We start from the raw sequence: 20,393 nt of genomic DNA, 5'->3' as shown, positions 1-20,393 counted from the left end.
TATGCCATGAGCCGTCGTTATGACGACGATCCGCCTTTCCAACGACCTTCGCCCGCTCGGCAAGAGCGAAATCCTTGTTTCGCCGATAGCCTGGGGCATGTGGCGGCTGGCCGGAGAGGTCGCGCCGGTACGCGCAATGATCGACGCCGCCCTGGGGGCCGGGATCAACTTCTTCGACACCGCCGACATCTATGGCTGCGGCGTGCCCGCCGGATTCGGCTCGGCGGAGGAACTGTTCGGGCGCGCGCTGGCCGAAGACCGGTCGTTGCGTGCGCAGATGGTGATCGCCACCAAGGCGGGCATTCGCCCCGGCATTCCGTATAATTCCAGCGCGACGTATCTGGCCGATGCGCTGGAAGCGTCGCTGAAGCGGCTGGGCGTGGAGCAGGTCGACCTGTACCAGATCCACCGTCGCGATTTTCTGACGCATCCGCACGAGGTGGCGGAGACGCTGACGCGGATGGTCGAGGCGGGCAAGATCCGCAGCATCGGCGTGTCGAACTACAGCGTGCACGAGTTCGACGCGTTGCAGGCTTTCCTGAGCCAGCCGATCGTGAGCACGCAACCGGAATTCTCGCCGTTGCGGACGTCGCCTTTGTTCGACGGGACGCTCGACCAGGCGATGCGGCTCGATGTCGCGGTGATGGCGTGGTCGCCACTTGGTGGCGGACGGCTGGCGCAGGGCGATCATCCCGCGGCCAAGCTGCTGGCCGAGCACGGCGCACGCTACGGCGTCGATGCGGCGACCGCGACTCTGGCGTGGATCATGGCGCATCCGGCGCGGATCATTCCGATCGTCGGGTCGCAGACTCCTGCGCGGATTGCGGCTTCGGCGGACGCGTACAAGATCGAGTGGACGCGGGCTGAATGGTATGCCGTGCTGCAGGCCGGAATGGGCGAAAATTTGCCATGACCGATCCGGTGTCGAGCTTGCCGCCCTGCGAGATCAGCTGGTTCTCGGCACTGTGCGATGATGACTACGAGTTTCTCGGCGTGCCGGATGCGGCGCTGAAATCGAGCTGGGAGCATTGTCGCGACATCGTGATGCAGGCGGAGACCGCCGGCTACGACAATATCCTGCTGCCGTCGGGCTATGCGCTGGGGATCGACACGACCGCGTTCGCCGCGGGGATCGCGCCGATGCTGAAGCGGCTGCGGCTGCTGATGGCGGTGCGGATCGGCGAGAGCTGGCCGCCGCAACTCGCGCGCCAGATCGCGACGATCGACCGGATGCTCGGCGGACGGCTGGCGATCAACATCATTTCGAGCGACCTGCCGGGGGAAAAGCTGGAAAGCGCGCCGCGCTATGCGCGGACGGTCGAGGCGATGCACATCCTGCGGACGCTGCTCGACGGCAAGCCGCTCGACCATGACGGCGAGTTCTGGAAGCTGAAGGTCGATCCGCCTCGCGTGACGACGGTGTCGGGGAAATGCCCCGCACTGTATTTCGGGGGGCTGTCGGAGGCGGCGCGCGATGCGGCGGCGACCAATGCCGACGTATATCTGATGTGGCCGGATACGATGGATGCGGTGCGCGCGATCGTTGCGGATCTGCGGTCGCGTGCGGCCAGGCATGGGCGCACTTTGCGGTTTGGGTACCGGGTGCATGTCGTCGTCCGCGAAACCGAGGCGGAAGCGCGGGCGGCGGCGGATCGGCTGTTGTCGAAGCTCGACGATGCCGAGGGGCGCGCGATCCGCGAGCGGTCGTTGGACTCGCAGTCAGCGGGGGTTCGGCGGCAGGCGGAACTGCGTGAAGGCTCGGACGACGGATATGCCGAGGCGAACCTGTGGACCGGGATCGGGCGGGCTCGGTCGGGGTGCGGGGCGGCGATCGTCGGTGATCCGGATCAGGTGCTGGCGAAGCTGAACGCGTATCGGGCGGAGGGAATCGATGCGTTTATTCTCTCCGGGTATCCGCATGCGGCCGAGGCGGATCTGTTCGCGCGGCATGTGTTGCCGCGGATCGAACATGGGCCTTTGGTTATTTGATTTGCAAAACGGCCAGTGAGTTCTGCCACCCCGGCGAAGGCCGGGGCCCAATTGGGAAACATCGCTAACGGAGGGCAGCGCTTCATTACCGCAGCCTCTCCAATTGGGCCCCGGCCTGCGCCGGGGTGGTTTGGGTTGGTGGTGGCCCTCCCCCTTGTTCTCCCGCGAAGGCGGGAGCCCAGTCTGGATCCCCGCCTTCGCGGGGAAACAGGCTTGCTTGCTCGAGCGGGATGACCGCCGAACAAATCCGAGGGGGCAGTTCGGGCCTGCCTGCCCCCCTGCAACCAAATAACCGCGTCGGCGAAGAGAAACTGGCTAGCCTCGGCGCCACGCTCGTCCATGCTAAGCGCTTATGACCAAGCCTGCCAAGCCCCCTACCAAGACCGTCGCGCAACTCAGCGCCCGCGCCCGCGCGCTCCTGTTCGCGCTCGTCGTGACCGCAGGGATCCTCAACCTCGTCGACCGCCAGATCATCTCGGTCCTCAAACCCACGATCGCCGCCGATCTCGGCTGGAGCGACGACGATTACGGCACGCTCGCCGCCTGGTTCCAGGGCGGCGCGGCGTTTGCCTTCCTGTTCACCGGGTGGATCGTCGACAAGCTCGGCGTCAAATGGGCGAACCCGATCGGCGTCGCGGCGTGGAGCATCGCGGCGATGGCACACGGTTGGGCGCGGTCGATGACCGAGTTCGTGATGATCCGCGTCAGCCTCGGCGCGACCGAGGCGATGGGGACGCCCACCGGGATCAAGACGATCGCGTCGGTGCTGCCCAAGAACTGGCGGTCGAGCGGGTTCGGCGCGACCAACGCCGCCAACAGCATCGGCGCGATCCTGGCGCCGCTGGCGATTCCCGGGGTCGCGTTGCTGGTCGGGTGGCGCGGGACGTTCGTCGCGGCGGGCGCGCTGGGACTCGTCTGGGCCGCGGTCTGGCTGATCGCCACGCGACGCGTGAGTTTCTCCCCGCCCCGGCCGGTCGGCCCGGACACGACGCCCCTCACGGAGTACGGCCCGATCCTGCGCAACCGCCAGACCTGGGCGATCGCCGTCGCCAAGATCCTGTCGGACGCGACATGGTGGTTGCTGCTGTTCTGGCTGCCCGACTTCTTTCACCGTCAATATGGGCTCAGCGGCGTTGCGCTCGGCGTACCGCTGGCGATCGCTTACGGCGGTGCGGCGGTCGGATCGTTGCTAGGTGGCGGCGTTTCGACGCGGTTGCTGAGCCTCGGCTACAGCGTCAACGCGGTGCGCAAGGGCATATTGCTGGTCGCCGCGCTTTGCGTGCTGCCGATCCCGCTGGTGCTCTACGCGGGCAATTACGCGGTCACGATCGGCCTCATGGCGCTGACGCTCGCCGCACATCAGGCATTCTCGACCAATCTCTTCGCGCTGATCGCCGATGTCGTGCCACAGGACAAGCTCGGCCGCGTGACCGCGTTCGGATCGTTCAGCGGCAATGTCGGCGGGATGGTGATCGCCAAGGTCGCCGGGCTCGTGCTTACCGCAGGGCTCGGATATCTGCCGCTATTCCTGTTCGCGAGCGTCTCGTACCTGCTCGCGGTCGGCTGGATCCAGCTGCTCCTGCCGGTGCTGCGACCGGTCGAGGCACGCTAAAGCTGACACGACGCGCCTGCATGCCATTCTTTATACCCATCGCACGAATGGGAATTAAAAGACGCTATCATCTCGGGAGGGAAACCATGTTCGACCCACGCATCCAGCGCATGAGCCTTGCGCTTCTGGCCAGCACCGCGCTCGCGACATCGGCGTTCGCGCAGGATGCGCCCGCACCCGCCGCCGCCGCGCCCGCCGCAGCGCAGAGCGACGAGGTGATCGTCACCGCGCGCTACCGCAACGAGACGCTCCAGTCGGTGCCGATCGCGATCACCGCGGTCAGCGGCCAGTCGCTCGCCGAACGCCAGTTGAACACGGTCGAGACCATCGCCGCGACGATCCCCTCGGTCGGTTTCCGCAGCGGCGCGTCGAACAAGGATCGCACGATCTTCATCCGCGGCGTCGGTACGATCACGACCTCGCCCGGCGTCGAGCCATCGGTGTCGACCGTCCTCGACGGCGTCGTCCTCACCCGCCCCGGCCAGTCGACACTGGACCTCGGCGAGGTCGAGCGGATCGAGGTCTTGCGCGGGCCGCAGGGCACGTTGTTCGGCAAGAACGCCTCGGCCGGTGTTGTCAACATCGTCACCCGCAACCCGACCGACGAGTTCCGCGCGTTCGGCGAGGCGGGTATCACCTCGGACGAGGAATATCGGATCAAGGCCGGCATCTCCGGCGCTCTGATCCCCGGCAAGGTGCAGGCCCTGATTGGCGGTCTTTACGACGATTATAAGGGCAACGTCCGCAACGTCGCGCGCAACCAGGACGTCAACGGCTATCGACGCTATGGCGCCCGCGGCAAGCTGGTCGTCACGCCGTCGGACGACCTGAAATTCACGATCGTCGGCGATTATCTCAACTCGCACGATACGACGCCGACCAGCGTCTATGCCGCCACCAGCCGCACCGCCTATCCGACCGGAATCGTCACCAATTCACCCGACCTCGCCGCCGCTTTGGGCGCCAGCGGGATCGTCGCGGGACCGAGCAATCGCCGGACCAACAACGATTCGATCACCGACGTGAAGGACGAGAATTACGGCGGGTCGTTCACCGGCGAACTCGCGCTCGGCGATTACCATATCACCTCGATCACCGGCTGGCGGCAATGGCTCAACAACCAGCGCCAGGATTACGACAGCGTCGCCGCGCTCTCGACCGCGTTCCCGTCCGGGCGCGATGCAGGCAGCGTCGACACCAAGCAATTCTCCGAGGAACTGCGCCTCACGTCACCCAAGGGCGGGCTGATCGATTACGTCGTCGGTGCCTATTACCTCCACGCGACGACCGACGAACGGTACCAGCGCACGCTGACCTCGCTCGCGGCCGGCGGCGCGCAGAGCACCACGACAGGCGTCGCGAACTACGGCATCACCAACGACAATTACGCGCTGTTCGGCGAGGCGAACGTCAATGTCACGCCGAAATTCCGCGGGATCGCCGGCTATCGCTCGACCTGGGACAGCCTCGATTATTATCACGTCCGCACCTCGACCGCGGATCCGCTCAACACCGGTGCGGCCGCGCTCGACCGGCCCGGGGTCCGCGCCTATCACAACACGACCGGCGGGATCGACAAGCGCGGCGACAGCTACCGCCTCGGGCTTCAGTACGATCTGGGCGACCATGCGCAGACCTACTTCACCTATTCGCACGGCTACAAAGGCCCGGCGTACAACGTCTATTTCAACATGCGTTCGCTGAACGCGACGACGCCACTGGACGAAGTGCCGCTGAGCCCGGAGACGTCCAATTCGTACGAGGTGGGGCTGAAGGGCAGCACCGCGAACCGCGCGCTGAGCTATAGCCTGGCCGCGTTCACGACCAATTTCGATGGCTATCAGGCGAGCTTCAACGATGTCGTCGCGGGCGCGCAGGTCAGCCGCCTGATCAACGCCGGGTCGGTCCGTTCGCGCGGGGTCGAGGCGGACGTTACCTTGCGGCCGACCAAGGGGCTCACGCTCGACATCTCGGCGGCTTACACCGACGCGACGGTCCGCAATTTCCTCTGTCCGACCGGCGCACCGACGAGCTGCAACATCAACGGCCAGCCGCTCCCCTATGCGCCGAAGATCAAGCTGTACGAGAACGCGGCGTACAAGTTCGGGCTGACCGACACGCTCGCGCTGGAGCTGCAAACCGACGTGACCTTCAGCAGCAAGGTGCAATATTCGCTCGCCGAGACGCCGAGCACGGTGCAGCCGGCCTATGCGATCTGGAACGCGAGCGTCGCGGTGCTGAGCGATACGTCGGGGTGGCAGTTGCGCGCCTATGTGAAGAACCTGACCAACCAGTCCTATTCGTCTTTCCTGACCGCGGGCACGTTTGCCGGCACCGTCCGGTTCGTGCCGCGCGACGACAAGCGCTATGCCGGACTGCTGCTGCGTAAGGACTTCTGACGCATCATTGCGGCGGGCGATCGGCGATAGTAATGGAGGCATCGGTTCGGCGACGACGAGGATGATGTGCCATGAAACTCGCCGATCTGGCCGCCCTGGCGGGTGTTTCGACCGCGACGGTATCGCGTGCGCTCGCGGGGCATTCGTCTGTCAACGCGAAGACCCGCGAGCGGATACGCGAATTGGCGCGCCAGCACGACGTAAGGCCGAACCAGCTCGCGCGAAACCTGCGGATGAAAAGTACGGGCGCAATCGGGTTGGTCCTGCCGCTGGGACACGCCAGGACGCAGCACCTGACCGACCCGTTCTTCCTGTCGTTGCTCGGGTTCCTTGCCGACCTGCTGGTCGAGCGCGGCTATGACATCCTGTTGTCGCGGGTCATTCCCGATGCCGACGATTGGCTCGAGCGGCTGGTCGACAGCGGGCGGATCGATGGCTTGCTGCTGGTCGGCCAGTCGGATCAGTTCGCGGCAATCGAGCGGGTCGCGCAGCGTTACCGCCCGCTGGTGGTATGGGGCGCGCACCGGGAGGGGCAACATCACCTGACGATCGGATCGGACAATTTCGCAGGCGGCGGGATGGCGGCGCGACACCTGATCGCGCTGGGCCGCACACGGTTGATGTTCGTGGGCGACCCCGCCCCACCCGAGTTCGCCGACCGGCTGGCTGGATTCGCAGCGGCGGCCGACGAGGCTGGCCTGCCGTGCGAGGTGCTGGCGACCTCGATGATGCCGGAAGTCGTGCATGCCGCGGTCGCTGCGCGGCTTGCGGAAGGCCGCGTGCCCGACGCGATCTTCGCGGCGTCCGACGTCGCCGCGATGAGCGTGCTGCGCGCGCTGACCGAGGCCGGAGTCGACATTCCTAAGACGACTGCGGTGATCGGCTATGACGACGTGACACTGGCCGCCCATACCTCGCCATCGCTCACGACGATCCGCCAGGACCTAGAGATAGGGACCGAATTGATGGTCGACCGGTTGCTCAAGCGGATCGCTGGCGAGCCGGCCGAGTCCGCGATCGTTCCGCCGTTCCTGATACTGCGCCAGTCTGCCTGACAACGGCTGTCTGATCTTCACAATCGATTGCAGGATTTGTGTTGCAATCGATTGTGGAGCGCGTAGGAGGCGGCCTTGGGCTTCTCAGAAAGCCGTCGCAGGGAGGATCGCATGAAAGTTCGTCACGCATTGCTGGCCGGTATCGCCGCCGCATCGTTCGCCACCGCAGGGGCCGCACAGACCGCACCGCAGGCCGACCAGGCCGCCACGCCGGCCGATGCCGCCGCTGATCCCGCTGCCGATGCCCCGCAGGACGACATCGTCGTGACCGCGGTCGCGCGCGGCACCAACCGGCTGAACACCTCGATCACCACCAGCTCGATCAACTCGGACACGCTGGTCCAGCTCGCACCGCGCACCTCGGGCGAGCTGCTCCGCAACCTCCCCGGCATCCGGGTCGAGGCATCGGGCGGCGACGGCAACGCGAACATCTCGGTCCGCGGCCTGCCGGTCGCATCGGGCGGCTCGAAGTTCCTCCAGTTGCAGGAAGACGGCCTGCCGATCCTCGAGTTCGGCGACATCACCTTCGGCAACGCGGACAATTTCCTGCGCGCCGATTTCAACGTCCGGACGATAGAGTCCGTCCGCGGCGGCTCGGCTTCGACCTTCGCGTCGAACTCGCCCGGCGGCGTCATCAACTTCATTTCGAAGACCGGCGAGCAGGAAGGCGGCGCATTCCAGCTGACCAGCGGGCTCGACTACCGCGAATTCCGCGTCGATTTCGACCAGGGCGGCAAGCTGTCCGACACGCTGACCTATCATTTCGGCGGCTTCTACCGGATCGGCGATGGCCAGCGACAGGACGGCTATGACGGCGTGAAGGGCGGCCAGTTCAAGGCGAACATCACCAAGTCGTTCGGCAATGGCGGCTATGTCCGGCTGTACGGCAAGTATCTCGACGACCGCGCGATCGGCTATCTCCCGAACCCGGTGCAGGTGAGCGGCACGAACAGCGACCCGACCTACAGCAACCTCCCCAATTTCTCGATCAACAACGGCACGCTGCACAGCGGCAACATCCGCACCGTGCAGACGCTCGACGGCGACAACAAGCTCGTCACGCGCTCGATCCGCGACGGCCAGCATCCCGTCGTCTATTCCGCGGGTCTCGAGACGCAGATTCCGGTCGCCGACGGCTGGAACATCGTCGAGCGGTTCCGCTATTCGGATATCTCGGGCGGCTTCACCTCGCCCTTCCCGTCTGCCGTCGACTCCGCGCAGACGATCGCCAACGGCCTCGGTGGTGCCGGCGCACAGCTGTTCTACGCCAGCGGATCGCAGAACGGCCAGCGGATCACCAACCCGGCGTCGCTCAACGGCAACGGCCTGCTCGCCAACGTCGTCCTGTTCGACGTCGATCTGAAGAGCCTCAACAACATCACCAACGACATCCGCCTCAACGGGTCGGTGCCGCTGGGTTCGGGCACGCTGGCGATCACCGGCGGCTTCTATGCGTCGCGCCAGGACATCAAGAGCGACTGGCTGTGGAACTCGTTCGTCCAGACCGTCGCCGATGACGGCCGTTCGGAACTCGTCGACATCCGTACCGCCGCGGGCGTGCCGGTCACGCAGAACGGGGTCCCCGGCTATTCGGCGAGCGGCTTCGGCAATTGCTGCCGCCGGTCGTACGATCTCGACTACACGACCTATGCCCCGTTCGCGCAGCTCGGGCTGGAGATCGGCCGCTTCAACATCGACGGCTCGCTGCGCTACGATTTCGGTCGCGCGCGCGGCAGTGTCGCCGGCGCCGATCTGGGTGCAGGCTTCGGCAGCGGCATCACGACCTTCGACATCAACGGTGACGGCGTGATCTCGACCGCCGAGCGCCAGGTCGCGGTGATCCCCAACGCCCGCTCGCCGCTCAACTATAATTGCGACTATTTGTCCTATTCGGGCGGCGCGAACTATCGCCTGACCGACAGCACGGCGGTGTTCGCCCGCTATAGCCGCGGCGGCCGTGCCAACGCCGATCGCCTGTTGTTCGGCCCGTCGATCAACACGACCACCGGCGGGCTGACCGACGAAGGCGCCGCAGTCGATTTCGTTCGCCAGCTCGAAGGTGGCTTCAAGTTCCGCCAGAACGGCCTCTCGCTCTACGCCACCGGCTTCTGGGCGCGCACCGAGGAGCAGAATTTCGAGGCGACGACGCAGCGTTTCTTCAACCGCGAATATGAGGCGAAGGGCGTCGAGATTGAGGGCCGGATCGCGCGCGGACCGTTCTCGCTGTCGGCCGGCGGGACGTACACCGATGCGGAGATCACCCGCGACGTGCTCAACCCCGCGGTCGAGGGCAATCGCCCGCGCCGCCAGGCCAAGTTCATCTTTCAGGCGACCCCGCAGGTCGATGTCGGCCGGCTAACCGTCGGCGCGAACGTGATTGGCACCACCGACAGCTTCGCGCAGGACAACAATTTGCTGAAGATGCCCGGCTATACGCAGGTCAACGCGTTCGTGTCGGTACGCCCGGCGGAGAACGTCACGCTGTCGGTCAACGGCAACAATCTGTTCGACGTGAAGGGCATCACCGAAGCCGAAGAGGGGGCGATCCCGACCAACGGCATCGTCCGGGCGCGGTCGATCACCGGCCGGACGATCTCCGCCGCGGTCCGCGTCGGCTTCTGATCGGGCGGGTGAGCGTGACTTTGTTTTCCACCGAACGCCGTCTCGACGCGCTCGCCCCCCGGCTCAAACGCCAGCTCGAACGGCTGTACGGCAGCGATCGGCTGGCGGCGCTCTGGCCGCGGATGGAGGCGATCCTCCGCGACCGGGCGAGCGAGCGGCCGGCGGCGATGGTCGCGCTCGACGAGGTGCGGCTGGCCGACCCCGACTGGTTCGTCGCGCCCGACATGCTGGGCTATTCGACCTATGTCGACCGGTTCGCCGGGACGGTCGGCGGGCTGATCGACCGGGTCGACCATCTCGAATCGCTCGGGGTCCGCTATCTGCATCTGCTCGCGCTGCTGAAGGCGCGCGAGGGCGACAGCGATGGCGGGTTCGCGGTCGCGGATTATCTCGCGATCGAGCCGCGGCTGGGAACGATGGCCGAGGTCGAGCGGCTCGCGGCCCGGCTGCGCGAGGGGCGGATCAGCCTGTGCGTCGATCTCGCGCTCAACCACACCGCCGACGATCATCGCTGGGCGCAGGCGGCGCAGGCGGGCGATCCCCATTACCGGGCCTTCTATCACGTCGTGAGCGAGGACGAGGCGCAGGCGTACGAAGCCGCCCTCCCCGAGGTGTTTCCGACGACCGCGCCAGGAAACTTCACCGCGGTGCCGGCGATGGGCGGGCAGGTCTGGACGACCTTCTATCCGTTCCAATGGGATCTGAACTGGGCGAACCCCGAGGTCATGCTGGCGATCGTCGACACGATGCTGCGGCTGGCGAACCACGGGTTCGAGGCGTTCCGGCTCGATTCGATCGCGTTCCTGTGGAAGCAGGTCGGCACCGATTGCCGCAACCGTCCGGAGGCGCATTTCATCGTCCGCGCGTTGCGCGCGGCGCTCGACATCGTCGCGCCCGCCACGTTGCTGAAGGCGGAGGCGATCGTGCCGACCGCGCTGGTGCCGCCGTATTTCGGGGCCGACGAGGGCAGCGACTGGGATGGCGGGTTCGAGCCCGAATGCCATCTGGTCTACAATAATTCGCTGATGGTGGCGGGTTGGGTGGCGTTGGCCGAGCAGTCTGCCACCCTGCCGCATGCTATCGTCGAGGCGAGCGGCGGGCTTCCGCGTGGCGCAAACTGGCTCAGCTACGCGCGGTGCCACGACGATATCGGCTGGGGTGCGGTGATCGGCGATCTGGCCGGGATCGATCCCGATCCGGTGGCGCGGCTGAAAACGGCGGCGCGGTTCCTCGAAGGTGGCGACGACAGCTGGGCGCGCGGTGCGCCGTTCCAGTCGGACGGCTCGGTGCTGCACGGCTCGAACGGGACGATGGCGTCGCTGGCTGGGCTCGAAGCGGCGGCGGACGACGCAGCGCGCGAGATGGCGTTTCGGCGGATCGCCTTGCTCAATGCGCTTTCGATCGCGAGTGGTGGTCTGGCGACGACCTATATGGGCGACGAGGTTGGGCTGCTGAACGACGAGAGTTATCTGGGCGACCCTGAGCGCGCGCATGAGGGGCGCTGGCTGCACCGTCCGGAGATGGATTGGACGGCGCTCGACGGTTCCACCGCGCGGAGGATCAGCGGCGATCTGGAAGCACTCCGCGCGGCACGGATTGCGAGCGGTGGCGCCGGTTCGCCGACGACGATCGCGACCAAATCCCCTGCCCTGCTCGGGATCGGCTGCGGGAGTGACCGGGTGTTCCTGAACTTCTCCGACTCTGCCGTGCAAGTCGATGGCTTGGCGGGCTGGCAGGATCGGTTGTCCGAACAGTCTTGCGGTGCCACCCTCACTGTCGAGCCATGGGGCGTCATCTGGGCGGGGCCTGCGGCGTGAGCGTGCACTTTCGCAATCCTCCCCCGCAAGGGGGAGGTGGCAGGCATAGCCTGACGGAGGGGGCGGTAAGCGATGACCGCTGTTTCGTGTCCTCCCCCTCCGTCGCCTTCGGCGCCACCTCCCCCTGGCGGGGGAGGATCGATCTGTTTGCGCCGGACCATCGCGTACAAGGGGCATGACAATGAACCTCGGCCTCATGACCAAGCCCCGCCTCTCGCTGATGCGCCTCATCGAGATGAACCTCGGCTTCCTCGGGCTGCAATTCTCGTTCGGGCTGCAACAGGCCAACATGGCGCCGATCTACGGCTATCTCGGCGCCGACGAAGCGAGCCTGCCGCTGCTGTGGCTCGCCGGGCCGATGACCGGCCTGCTGATCCAGCCGCTGATCGGCGCGATGAGCGATCGGACCTCGACCCGGATCGGCCGCCGAACCCCCTATTTCCTGATCGGCGCGATACTGTGCAGCCTGTGCCTGCTGGCGATGCCGTACAGCCCGACTTTGTGGGTGGCCGCCAGCCTGTTGTGGGTGCTCGACGCAGCCAACAACGTGACGATGGAGCCGTACCGCGCCTATGTCGGCGACCGCCTGCCCGACGATCAGCGCGCCGCCGGCTTCCTGACGCAATCCGCGTTCACCGGCCTAGCGCAGACGCTGTCGTATCTGGCGCCGTCGCTGCTGGTGTGGATCGGCTTCAACAAGGACGCCGTGGATGGCAACGGCATCCCAGACATCACGCGGATCGCGTTCCTGATCGGTGCGGTGCTGTCGCTGGCGACGATCGTCTGGTCGGTGGTCCGCGTCCCCGAACTGCCGCTGCCCGCCGAAGAGCAGGCGCGCCTGGCGAAGGAACCGCTGACGCTGGGCGGCACGCTGCGCGACCTTAGGACTGCGCTCGTCGAGATGCCTAAGCCGATGCGGCAGCTGGCGCTGGCGATGCTGTGCCAATGGTATGCGATGTTCGCCTATTGGCAGTTCATCACCTTCGCCGTCGCGCGGTCGCTGCACGGCACGTCGGATGCGAAAAGCGCGGCGTTCCGCGATACCGTGCTGACGGTCGGCCAGCTCGGCGCCTTCTACAATGCGGTGGCGTTCGTCGCGGCGATCGCGCTGGTCCCGCTCGCCCGACGCTGGGGGGCGAAGAGCGCACATGCCGCGTGCCTGCTCGCATCGGGCGTGGCGATGCTGGCGATCCCCGGCCTGCGCACCGAGGCGGCATTTTTCGTCGCGATGCTCGGCATCGGCATCGGCTGGGCGAGCATGATGGGCAATCCGTACATCATGCTGATCGACATGATCCCGCCCGAGCGCAACGGCGTTTACATGGGCATCTTCAACATGTTCATCGTCATCCCGATGATCATCGAGAGCCTGACCGTGCCGTTGTTCTACCATTCGCTGCTGGGCGGCGAACCGCGCAACATCCTGTACCTCGGCGGCGCATTGATGGTACTGGGCGCGATCGCGACAACCCAGGTGACGATGGTCGATCGTCGATAGCGTTCGAATGCCCTCTGGCCGGACGAAACCGGCCAGAGGGCGTCGCGCTCACCAGCCGGTCGGCTTGCCCTTGTTCTGGACGTCGAGCCACGCCTTCAACGGCGCGAAATACTCGACCAGTGCGGCGCCCGACATCTCGCGGCTGCCGGTGAACACCTGCAACGCATCAGGCCACGGCTTCGACTGTCCCATGCTCAGCATCGCGTTGAGCTTCGTGCCGACCGCCTTGTTGTCGTAGAACGAACACCGGTGCAGCAGCCCCTTCCAGCCCGACTGGTCGCACGCCGCCTTGTAGAACTGGAACTGGAGCACCCGCGCGAGGAAATAGCGCGTGTACGGCACCGCCGCCGGAATGTGGTATTTCGCGCCGGCATCGAACTTGGTCTCGTCACGCGCGACCGGCGGCTTGATGCCCTGATACTGGAGCCGCAGCTGGTCCCATGCCGCCTGATAGCCGGTCGCCGGGATCTGACCCGAGAACACACCCCAGCGCCATTTGTCGATCAGCAGCCCGAACGGCAGGAACGCGACCTTGTCCATCGCCTGCCGCAGCAGCAGCCCGATGTCCTTGTCCGCGCTCGGCACCTTCGCCTGGTCGAGCAGGCCGATCTTCACCAGATAATCGGGCGTGATCGACAGCGCGACGGTATCGCCGATCGCCTCATGGAAGCCGTCGTTCGCGCCGTTCTTGTAGAGAAACGGCTGCGCCTTGTACGCGCGCTGATAGTAATTGTGGCCGAGTTCGTGGTGGATCGTGACGAAGTCGTCCGCATTCACCTTGGTGCACATCTTGATCCGGATATCGTCCTGATTGTCGAGATCCCATGCCGAGGCATGACAGATCACGTCGCGGTCGGCGGGCTTGGTGATCTGCGACCGCTTCCAGAACGTGTCGGGGAGCGGTGCGAAGCCGAGCGACGAATAGAACCCCTCGCCCTGCTTCACCATTTTCAGCGGGTCATAGCCCTTGGCCTTTAGCAGATCGCCGGTGTCGTAACCGACGTCGCCTGCCCCCTTCGGCGCGACGATGTCGTAGATATTGCCCCATTCCTGCGCCCACATGTTGCCGAGCAGGTCGCTGCGGATCGGCCCGGTCTTGGCCTGCACCGCGTCGCCATATTTCTCGTTCAGCTTCCACCGGGTGTAGGTGTGGAGCGCCATGTAGAGCGGCTCGACCTCTTTCCAGATCTTGTCGGTCAGCGACGCGAACTGGTCCGGCGTCATGTCATAGCCCGAACGCCACAGCGCGCCGACGTCCTTGTAGCCGAGTTCTCGCGCGCCTTCGTTGGAGATCGCGGTCATCTTGGCATAGTCGCCGCGCATCGGCGCGCCGACCTTGTCGTTCCAGCTCGTCCACATCTCGGTCAGCTTGGCTGGATCGCGCACCGAGCCCATCGCCGCCTCGATATCCGAGCCGTTGATCGGCTTGCCGTCGAGGGTCCCCATGCCCTTGCCGTAGGATGAGGACATCTTGGTGGTGAGCGTCGACAGTTCGTCGGACGCGCCCGCGCGCGTCGGCGCCGGGAGGGTGAGGCCGCCGCGCAGCAGGTCGAGCTTGCGCCTGGTGTCGAACGACAGACCCGGCAGCGACGCATAGCGGGCTGCGCCGAGCGCGTACTTCACGCCGAGATCGGTCATCTCCGCGCCCGACTTCGCGGCCAGCGCATCGGTGTCGTCGGTGATGTAGGTCGCGTTGACCCACGCGACGCGGCTCGCGTCGAGCGAGGCGGCGGCCAATGTCTTTTCGGCCTCTGCGACGAAGGCATCCGCCTGCGCGACGGTCGGCTTGCCGGTCGCAGCGGGTAGTGCGGTCTGAGCCTGCGCCGCGGCGGGTACGGCGATCGCGCACGCTAGCGCGATCAGAGAGACGGTACGGATCATGGATTTCCCCTGGATTATGCGGCCAGAGTGATGATCCGTTGCTGTATGGTCAACCTTCCCCAGCCGATCTTTCCAATCCTCCCCCGCCAGGGGGAGGTGGCGCCGAAGGCGACGGAGGGGGAGGATACGGAACAGCGGTTACACCTTACCTCCCCCTCCGTCTGGCAAGTGCCAGCCACCTCCCCCTGGCGGGGGAGGATTGAAGAGAGAGCCGAGTCAGCCCGCCAGAAAGTCCGCTATCGCCTGGCCGAGTTCGGGCTTCACCACCGCGCTCATATGGCCGCCGGGGGTCTCCACATAGGTCCCGTGTGGCAGGATCGCCGCGAGGTCGGGGGCCGAGCCATTGTCCTGGTCCTCGCCGCCGCACACGACCAGTGTCGGCTGCTGGATCGCCTTCACGGACTCCAGCGGCGTATCGACGAACGTCTCGAGGATGCCGAGCAGCGCCACCGGATCGCCGCCGGTCGTCTTCAGGAACGCCTCGGCCAGCCACTCCGGCGTCCCCTGCACATGCTCCCCGAGCCTAGTCAGGATGTTCCGGAAATGCCCGGCGCGCCGCGACGTCTGGGTCAGTCCTTCGAGGCCCATGCCGGAGAAGATCACGCGCCGCGGCGTCGCGCCGGTCGCGAGCATCCGCGACGTCGTCCGCGCGCCGAGCGAATAGCCGCCGAGGTCGTACTCGGTCAGCCCGAGATGCGCGATCAGCGCATGACCGTCCTGCGTCAGCGCGTCGGCGGGATACGCCTCGAGCCCGTGCGGCTTGTCGCTGTCGCCGTGGGCGCGCAGGTCCGGCATGATCACGCGGAACCCCTTCGCGGCGATCTTCGCGGCATGGCCATAGCGGATCCAGTTGGTCTTGGCGTCGGAGAAATACCCGTGGATCAGGACGACCGGCCGCCCCTCTCCCACTTCACGCCACGCCAGCCGCGTACCATCGAAGCTCTCGAAATACTGGATCTCGGCGGGTTGGGTCGTGCTTTGGGTGCTGGCCACGGTGTCATCCTGCAATGGGTATCGCCGCCAGTTCGTGGCGGGGGTCGCGCGTGTCAACTCGACCCACCGCGCCACATCAGGCTTCGTCGTGCTCGGTGTAGCGAAAATAGCCGAAGTCCGCAGGGCGCCCCGCGCCCGAGAGGTCCTGGCAGGCCATGCCGACGAAGGTGCCGGTGAAGTTCGGCATCCCGGGCAGGGTCGCCTCGTCCGACAGGATACTGGCGTCCAAAATGTCGGGCAGCCAGATCCACTCCGTCGCCTCCGCGGCCCGATAGGCGAAGCGCAGCGTGTCGTAGTCGACCTCCACCTTCATCGCGATCTGCCCTGGCTCGATCCGCACCCGCTGCGACAGCAGGCTGCTGCCCGTCTCCCGTGGAATAGCGGACAGTATCTGGATCTGGCGGCTGCCATCGTCACCCGCCGTGATGTGCAGATAGTGGAACTTGGTCGAGTTATAGTAGCAGACCAGCCCCGCAGCCTGCTGGAAATGGCGCGGGGTGAAGTCGACGAGCGTTTCCGCCTCATAGCGGAACGCCTGTTGGCGACGCGCGACCAGGGCTTGCGTGAAGTGGCTGCCGATCGTCTCGCGACCGTACAGGCGCAAATGGGCGGGACGCGCATCCAGACTGAATATCCGATCCGGATGCGGCGTGCGGAGCCACTGGAATGCCGGGGGAAGCGTGCCGTCGGCGAAGTCGCTATACTCACTGACGCACCCGACGCCCTCGTTCGCCGGACCGCCGAGTTCTATCTCGGATGCCGGTGTCCCGCGGCCGTCGGCTGTCCTCAACCAGCCATCATCGCCCCAGACCATGCGCTGGATCGCGGTTTCCCGTCCCATCACGCACCGATCGCCGAGCGGCAGCGGGCGGCCGCACAGATAGACCATCCAGGTATCCCCGCCCGGCGTTTCGACCAGATCGCCATGCCCCGTGCGCTGCAACGTCGGCACGCCGTTTGCAGTCGTGCGGTCCGTCCCCCGCGCGGTCAGCACCGGTCCGTCCGGATGGATCTCGTACGGCCCGAACAACGAGCGGGACCGTGCCATCACCACGGCATGGCTGCGCTCGGTTCCGCCTTCCGCGACCAGAAGGTGATACCAGCCGTCGCGCTTGTAGATGTGCGGCCCCTCGGTGAAGCCCAGCGCGGTGCCCTCGAATATCAGGCGGCGCTCGCCCGACAGCGTGCCGGTGGCGAGGTCGATCTCCTGGACGAGGATGCCGGCGAACCGTCGTTGACCGGGCCGGTGATCCCACAGCATGTTGACCAGCCAGCTCGTGCCGTCGTCGTCATGGAACAGGGCGGGATCGAACCCGCTGCTGTTGAGGTGGACGGGGTCGGACCACGGCCCGTCGATGCGGTCCGCGGTCACCCAGTAGTTGTGGAAATCGCGCATCGATGCGCCGCTCGCACCGTCGACGGTGGTCTGGCCGTAGCGTTTCACGTCGGTGAAGACGAGGTGGAAACGTCCGTCGGCATAGCTCAGATCGGGCGCCCAGACGCCGCAGGAATCGGGGTTGCCGCGCATGTCCAGCTGGCTGGCGCGGTTCAGCGGGCGAGCGGCCAGCCGCCAGTTCGCAAGATCGCGGGAATGGTGGATCTGCACGCCGGGATACCATTCGAAGGTGGAGGTCGCGACGTAGTAATCGTCATCGACCCGCACGATCGAGGGATCGGGATTGAACCCGCGTAGGATCGGATTTCGAATGGTCATGCCGGCTTTCGGATGAGAGTCCAGAGGAGTGCCGCGCCGGCCAGATCGAGCAGGCCGAGCAGGATGAAGAAGGGTTGATAGCCGACGTCCGCGACGAGCGACCCGAGCACGAGCGTGAAGATCAGGACGCCGAGATTGGCTGCGGTGCCCGATACGCCAGTGGCGGTCGCGACCTGATCCTGGGGGAACAGGTCGGATGCCATGGTGATGACCGTCACCGAGAGGGTCTGGTGCGCGAACCCGCCGAGGCACAGCAGCGCGATCGCGGCGACCGGGCTGGTGACGGTGCCGACGAACATCATGCCGGTCATCATCACCGCGCCGAGCGTGAAGGCGCTGCGCCGCGCATCGATCAGCCCCATGCCCCGGCGTTGCAGCCACGCCACTACCGCCGGGCCGAAAAGGCATCCCAGATCCGCCGCGAGGAACGGCAGCCATGCGAACAGCGCGATTTGGCCGAGGTCGAAATGGCGCACCTGTACGAGGTAGAGCGGCATCCAGAGCGACAGCATACCCCAGACCGGATCGGCGAGAAACCGGGCGGCGGCGATCGCCCACAGGTTGCGGCGACGCAGCAGGTCGCGGAGCGGCGGGCGACGCCGGGTAGTGGCCAGTGCGGCCTCCTGCCCTTCGATGATGTACGCACGCTCGCCCGGCGACAGTCGCCGATGACGGGCCGGAGGCGCGTACCAGGCGAGCCAGGCGATCACCCAGACAAGGCCTAGTCCCCCGGCGACGAAGAACGCCGCGCGCCAACTGTGGTTCAGGATCGCCCAGGCCACCAGCGGCGGTGCGAACACCGCGCCAAACGACGCGCCGATCTGATAAATGCCGCCTGCCACGCCGCGTTCGCGCGCGGGAAACCATTCGGCGACCAGCTTCATGCCCGCCGGCTGCGCCGATCCCTCGACCAGCCCGAGTGCACCGCGCAATCCTGCGAACCCCAGCCACCCGGTCGCGAGGCCATGGCCCATCGTGATCAGCGACCAGACCGCGACGAACAGCGTGAACCCGACTTTCAGGCCGATGACGTCGAGCAGATAGCCGGCGACCGGCTGGAACATGATCCCGACCTGAAACGCACCGGTGATCCAGGAATATTGGACCGCCGATATATGCTGTTCCGCCATGATCGCCGGCGCCGCGACGCCCAGGACGCTGCGGGCCAGATAGTTGATGACCATCGCGACGACGAACAGGCCGATGATGGTCCAGCGAATATTCGAAAAGCGCCGCACCTGCTGCTCCCGTTCCGTGACGATGATTTCGATTTCGATGATCGTGCGACCGGTATCAGCGACCCTCTCCCTCTAACGGTCTGCGCCGCGCATTCATCTCGATAACCAGCCGTTTTCACTGGTCTGGTCACGCGATCAATACGCTGACCAATGGTAACGTCAACATCGTTATGGTCGTAACGGCTGCCAAATGCTCGTGACAACGATGCAATGTTGCATCGCATCGACGAAGGTATAGGGCACCGACAAAGCTGGGGCATGCGTTGCGGCGCGAGGGTCGGGAGGATCTGTGTGAAGAAGCGCGCTGGGCGATCGCGTAGCCCGACCATCATCGACGTCGCGGCACAGGCCGGCGTATCGCCCATGACCGTGTCGCGCGTGATCAACGGCCGGGTCGGGGTCGATCCGCAGACGCGCGCCAGCGTGCAGGAGGCGATCCAGGCGCTGGGGTACATACCCAATCTGGCGGCCCGCAGCCTCGTGACGTCTGCCGAATTGAGGATCGGGGTCATCTACTCCAATCCCAGTGCGGCGTTCATGAGCGATTTCCTCACGGGCGTATTCGAGGAGGCATCGATCCGGGGTGCCCGTCTGATCCTGCTAAAGGGCGAAAACGGTCGTCCACCGGATCAGGCCGCGATCGAGGACCTCGTCGCTTCGGGGATCTCGGGGCTGATCTGCGCTCCCCCGCTGTGCGAGTCGCCGGCGGTCATGGATGTGGTCCGCAAGGCACGCGTGCCCGTCGCCGCGGTGGGCGCACACGGTGTCGAGGACGCGATCTGCGTCCGCATCGACGATCGACTGGCGGCGTACGAGATGACGCGACGGCTGATCGACCTCGGGCATCGCCGGCTTGGCTTCATCGTCGGCAATCCCGATCAGGTCGCCAGCCTGAAACGCCTGGACGGCTTCTACGCGGCCGTGCGCGAGACGGAAGGCGTGAAGGCGACGATCGCGCAGGGCGATTTCAGCTTCGCGTCGGGCCTGGCGGCAGGCGACCAGTTGCTCCAGGCCAGTCCTCCGCCGACCGCGATCTTCGCGAGCAACGACGACATGGCGGCCGCCGTGGTCTCCGTGGCGCACAGGCGTCAGCTCGACGTCCCGGGCGAACTGACGGTGGTCGGCTTCGACGACACCACCGCGGCCGTGATGCTGTGGCCTCCGCTGACGACCGTGCACCAGCCCGTGCGACGGCTGGCCGCGGAAGCGCTCGGCCTGCTGGTCGCGGAAATCGGTATGCCATCGCGTAGTTCGGGGGATCGCGGCGATCGAGTCCTCGGTCACGATATCGTTACCCGCCAATCGACGTCTGCGCCGCACGATATGGACGCCGCCCTGCCCTGATCGACGTAGTCGTGTCCGATCAATACGACCTCGTCGCATTATTACATCGTTAGTAGGAGTATTGACTCCCGCTTAAGTCCGTCGCATTACGTCCGTGGTAACGTTATCAGGCTGCGTCGAACAGGCGCGCGGTAACGGAAGCGATCGCACCAGCCATAAGGTGCACAACACAGGGGTAGGATAGCATGGCATCCGTTCGCACGACGTTTTCAGGCTCGCCTCGCATTGTCG

At 66.0% G+C, this 20,393-nt stretch carries 13 protein-coding genes; 9 read left to right on the top strand and 4 right to left on the bottom strand.

Annotated elements, in window-relative coordinates:
* Positions 1-19: 19 nt before the first annotated feature.
* The 8 genes from NLI89_RS01960 to NLI89_RS01925 all read left to right on the top strand — a co-directional run bounded on the left by NLI89_RS01960 (position 20) and on the right by NLI89_RS01925 (position 12,992).
* On the top strand, positions 20-913 hold the full coding sequence (locus tag NLI89_RS01960) for an aldo/keto reductase (protein ID WP_254685470.1): 894 nt from the start codon (positions 20-22) through the stop codon (positions 911-913).
* Complete coding sequence (locus tag NLI89_RS01955; RefSeq protein WP_254685469.1) at positions 910-1,989, top strand: LLM class flavin-dependent oxidoreductase; 1,080 nt, start codon at positions 910-912, stop codon at positions 1,987-1,989. The genes NLI89_RS01960 and NLI89_RS01955 overlap by 4 nt, the downstream gene beginning before the upstream one ends.
* A gap of 352 nt (positions 1,990-2,341) precedes the next feature.
* Entirely contained in the window at positions 2,342-3,601 is a 1,260-nt protein-coding gene (locus NLI89_RS01950; RefSeq protein ID WP_254685468.1) for an MFS transporter, read from the top strand.
* A gap of 86 nt (positions 3,602-3,687) precedes the next feature.
* Complete coding sequence (locus NLI89_RS01945) at positions 3,688-6,000, top strand: TonB-dependent receptor (RefSeq protein ID WP_254685467.1); 2,313 nt, start codon at positions 3,688-3,690, stop codon at positions 5,998-6,000.
* 71 nt (positions 6,001-6,071) lie between these two features.
* Positions 6,072-7,055: a LacI family DNA-binding transcriptional regulator gene (locus NLI89_RS01940; RefSeq protein ID WP_254685466.1), complete on the top strand. Its 984-nt coding sequence runs from the start codon at positions 6,072-6,074 to the stop codon at positions 7,053-7,055.
* A gap of 111 nt (positions 7,056-7,166) precedes the next feature.
* Positions 7,167-9,677 carry a TonB-dependent receptor domain-containing protein gene (locus NLI89_RS01935; RefSeq protein ID WP_254685465.1) on the top strand — a complete coding sequence of 837 codons (2,511 nt, stop codon included), beginning with the start codon at positions 7,167-7,169 and terminating at the stop codon, positions 9,675-9,677.
* 14 nt (positions 9,678-9,691) lie between these two features.
* Positions 9,692-11,494, top strand: a complete 1,803-nt coding sequence (locus NLI89_RS01930; RefSeq protein ID WP_254685464.1) for an alpha-amylase family glycosyl hydrolase — start codon at positions 9,692-9,694, stop codon at positions 11,492-11,494.
* A gap of 181 nt (positions 11,495-11,675) precedes the next feature.
* The gene (locus NLI89_RS01925) at positions 11,676-12,992 is read left to right on the top strand and encodes an MFS transporter (protein WP_254685463.1); all 1,317 of its coding nucleotides are present in this window, start codon (positions 11,676-11,678) and stop codon (positions 12,990-12,992) included.
* 48 nt (positions 12,993-13,040) lie between these two features.
* Here the strand turns inward: NLI89_RS01925 and NLI89_RS01920 are convergent, their stop codons facing one another.
* The 4 genes from NLI89_RS01920 to NLI89_RS01905 all read right to left on the bottom strand — a co-directional run bounded on the left by NLI89_RS01920 (position 13,041) and on the right by NLI89_RS01905 (position 18,818).
* Entirely contained in the window at positions 13,041-14,873 is a 1,833-nt protein-coding gene (locus NLI89_RS01920) for a M2 family metallopeptidase (RefSeq protein WP_254685462.1), read from the bottom strand.
* A gap of 216 nt (positions 14,874-15,089) precedes the next feature.
* On the bottom strand, positions 15,090-15,866 hold the full coding sequence (locus NLI89_RS01915) for an alpha/beta fold hydrolase (RefSeq protein ID WP_439144459.1): 777 nt from the start codon (positions 15,864-15,866) through the stop codon (positions 15,090-15,092).
* A 76-nt stretch (positions 15,867-15,942) separates the two neighbouring features.
* Positions 15,943-17,580 carry a glycoside hydrolase family 43 protein gene (locus NLI89_RS01910; RefSeq protein ID WP_254685461.1) on the bottom strand — a complete coding sequence of 546 codons (1,638 nt, stop codon included), beginning with the start codon at positions 17,578-17,580 and terminating at the stop codon, positions 15,943-15,945.
* Positions 17,577-18,818: an MFS transporter gene (locus NLI89_RS01905; RefSeq protein WP_254685460.1), complete on the bottom strand. Its 1,242-nt coding sequence runs from the start codon at positions 18,816-18,818 to the stop codon at positions 17,577-17,579. The genes NLI89_RS01910 and NLI89_RS01905 overlap by 4 nt, the downstream gene beginning before the upstream one ends.
* A 291-nt stretch (positions 18,819-19,109) precedes the next feature.
* Here NLI89_RS01905 and NLI89_RS01900 point away from each other — a divergent pair, with 291 nt between their 5' ends.
* Positions 19,110-20,162, top strand: a complete 1,053-nt coding sequence (locus tag NLI89_RS01900) for a LacI family DNA-binding transcriptional regulator (protein ID WP_254685459.1) — start codon at positions 19,110-19,112, stop codon at positions 20,160-20,162.
* The last annotated feature ends 231 nt before the right edge of the window (positions 20,163-20,393 follow it).

It is taken from the genome of Sphingomonas faeni (assembly GCF_024273235.1).
Taxonomy (GTDB): Bacteria; Pseudomonadota; Alphaproteobacteria; order Sphingomonadales; family Sphingomonadaceae; genus Sphingomonas; species Sphingomonas faeni_A.
The sequence above is the reverse complement of the archived record's forward strand: the minus strand, read 5'-3'. Positions and strand labels throughout refer to the sequence as shown.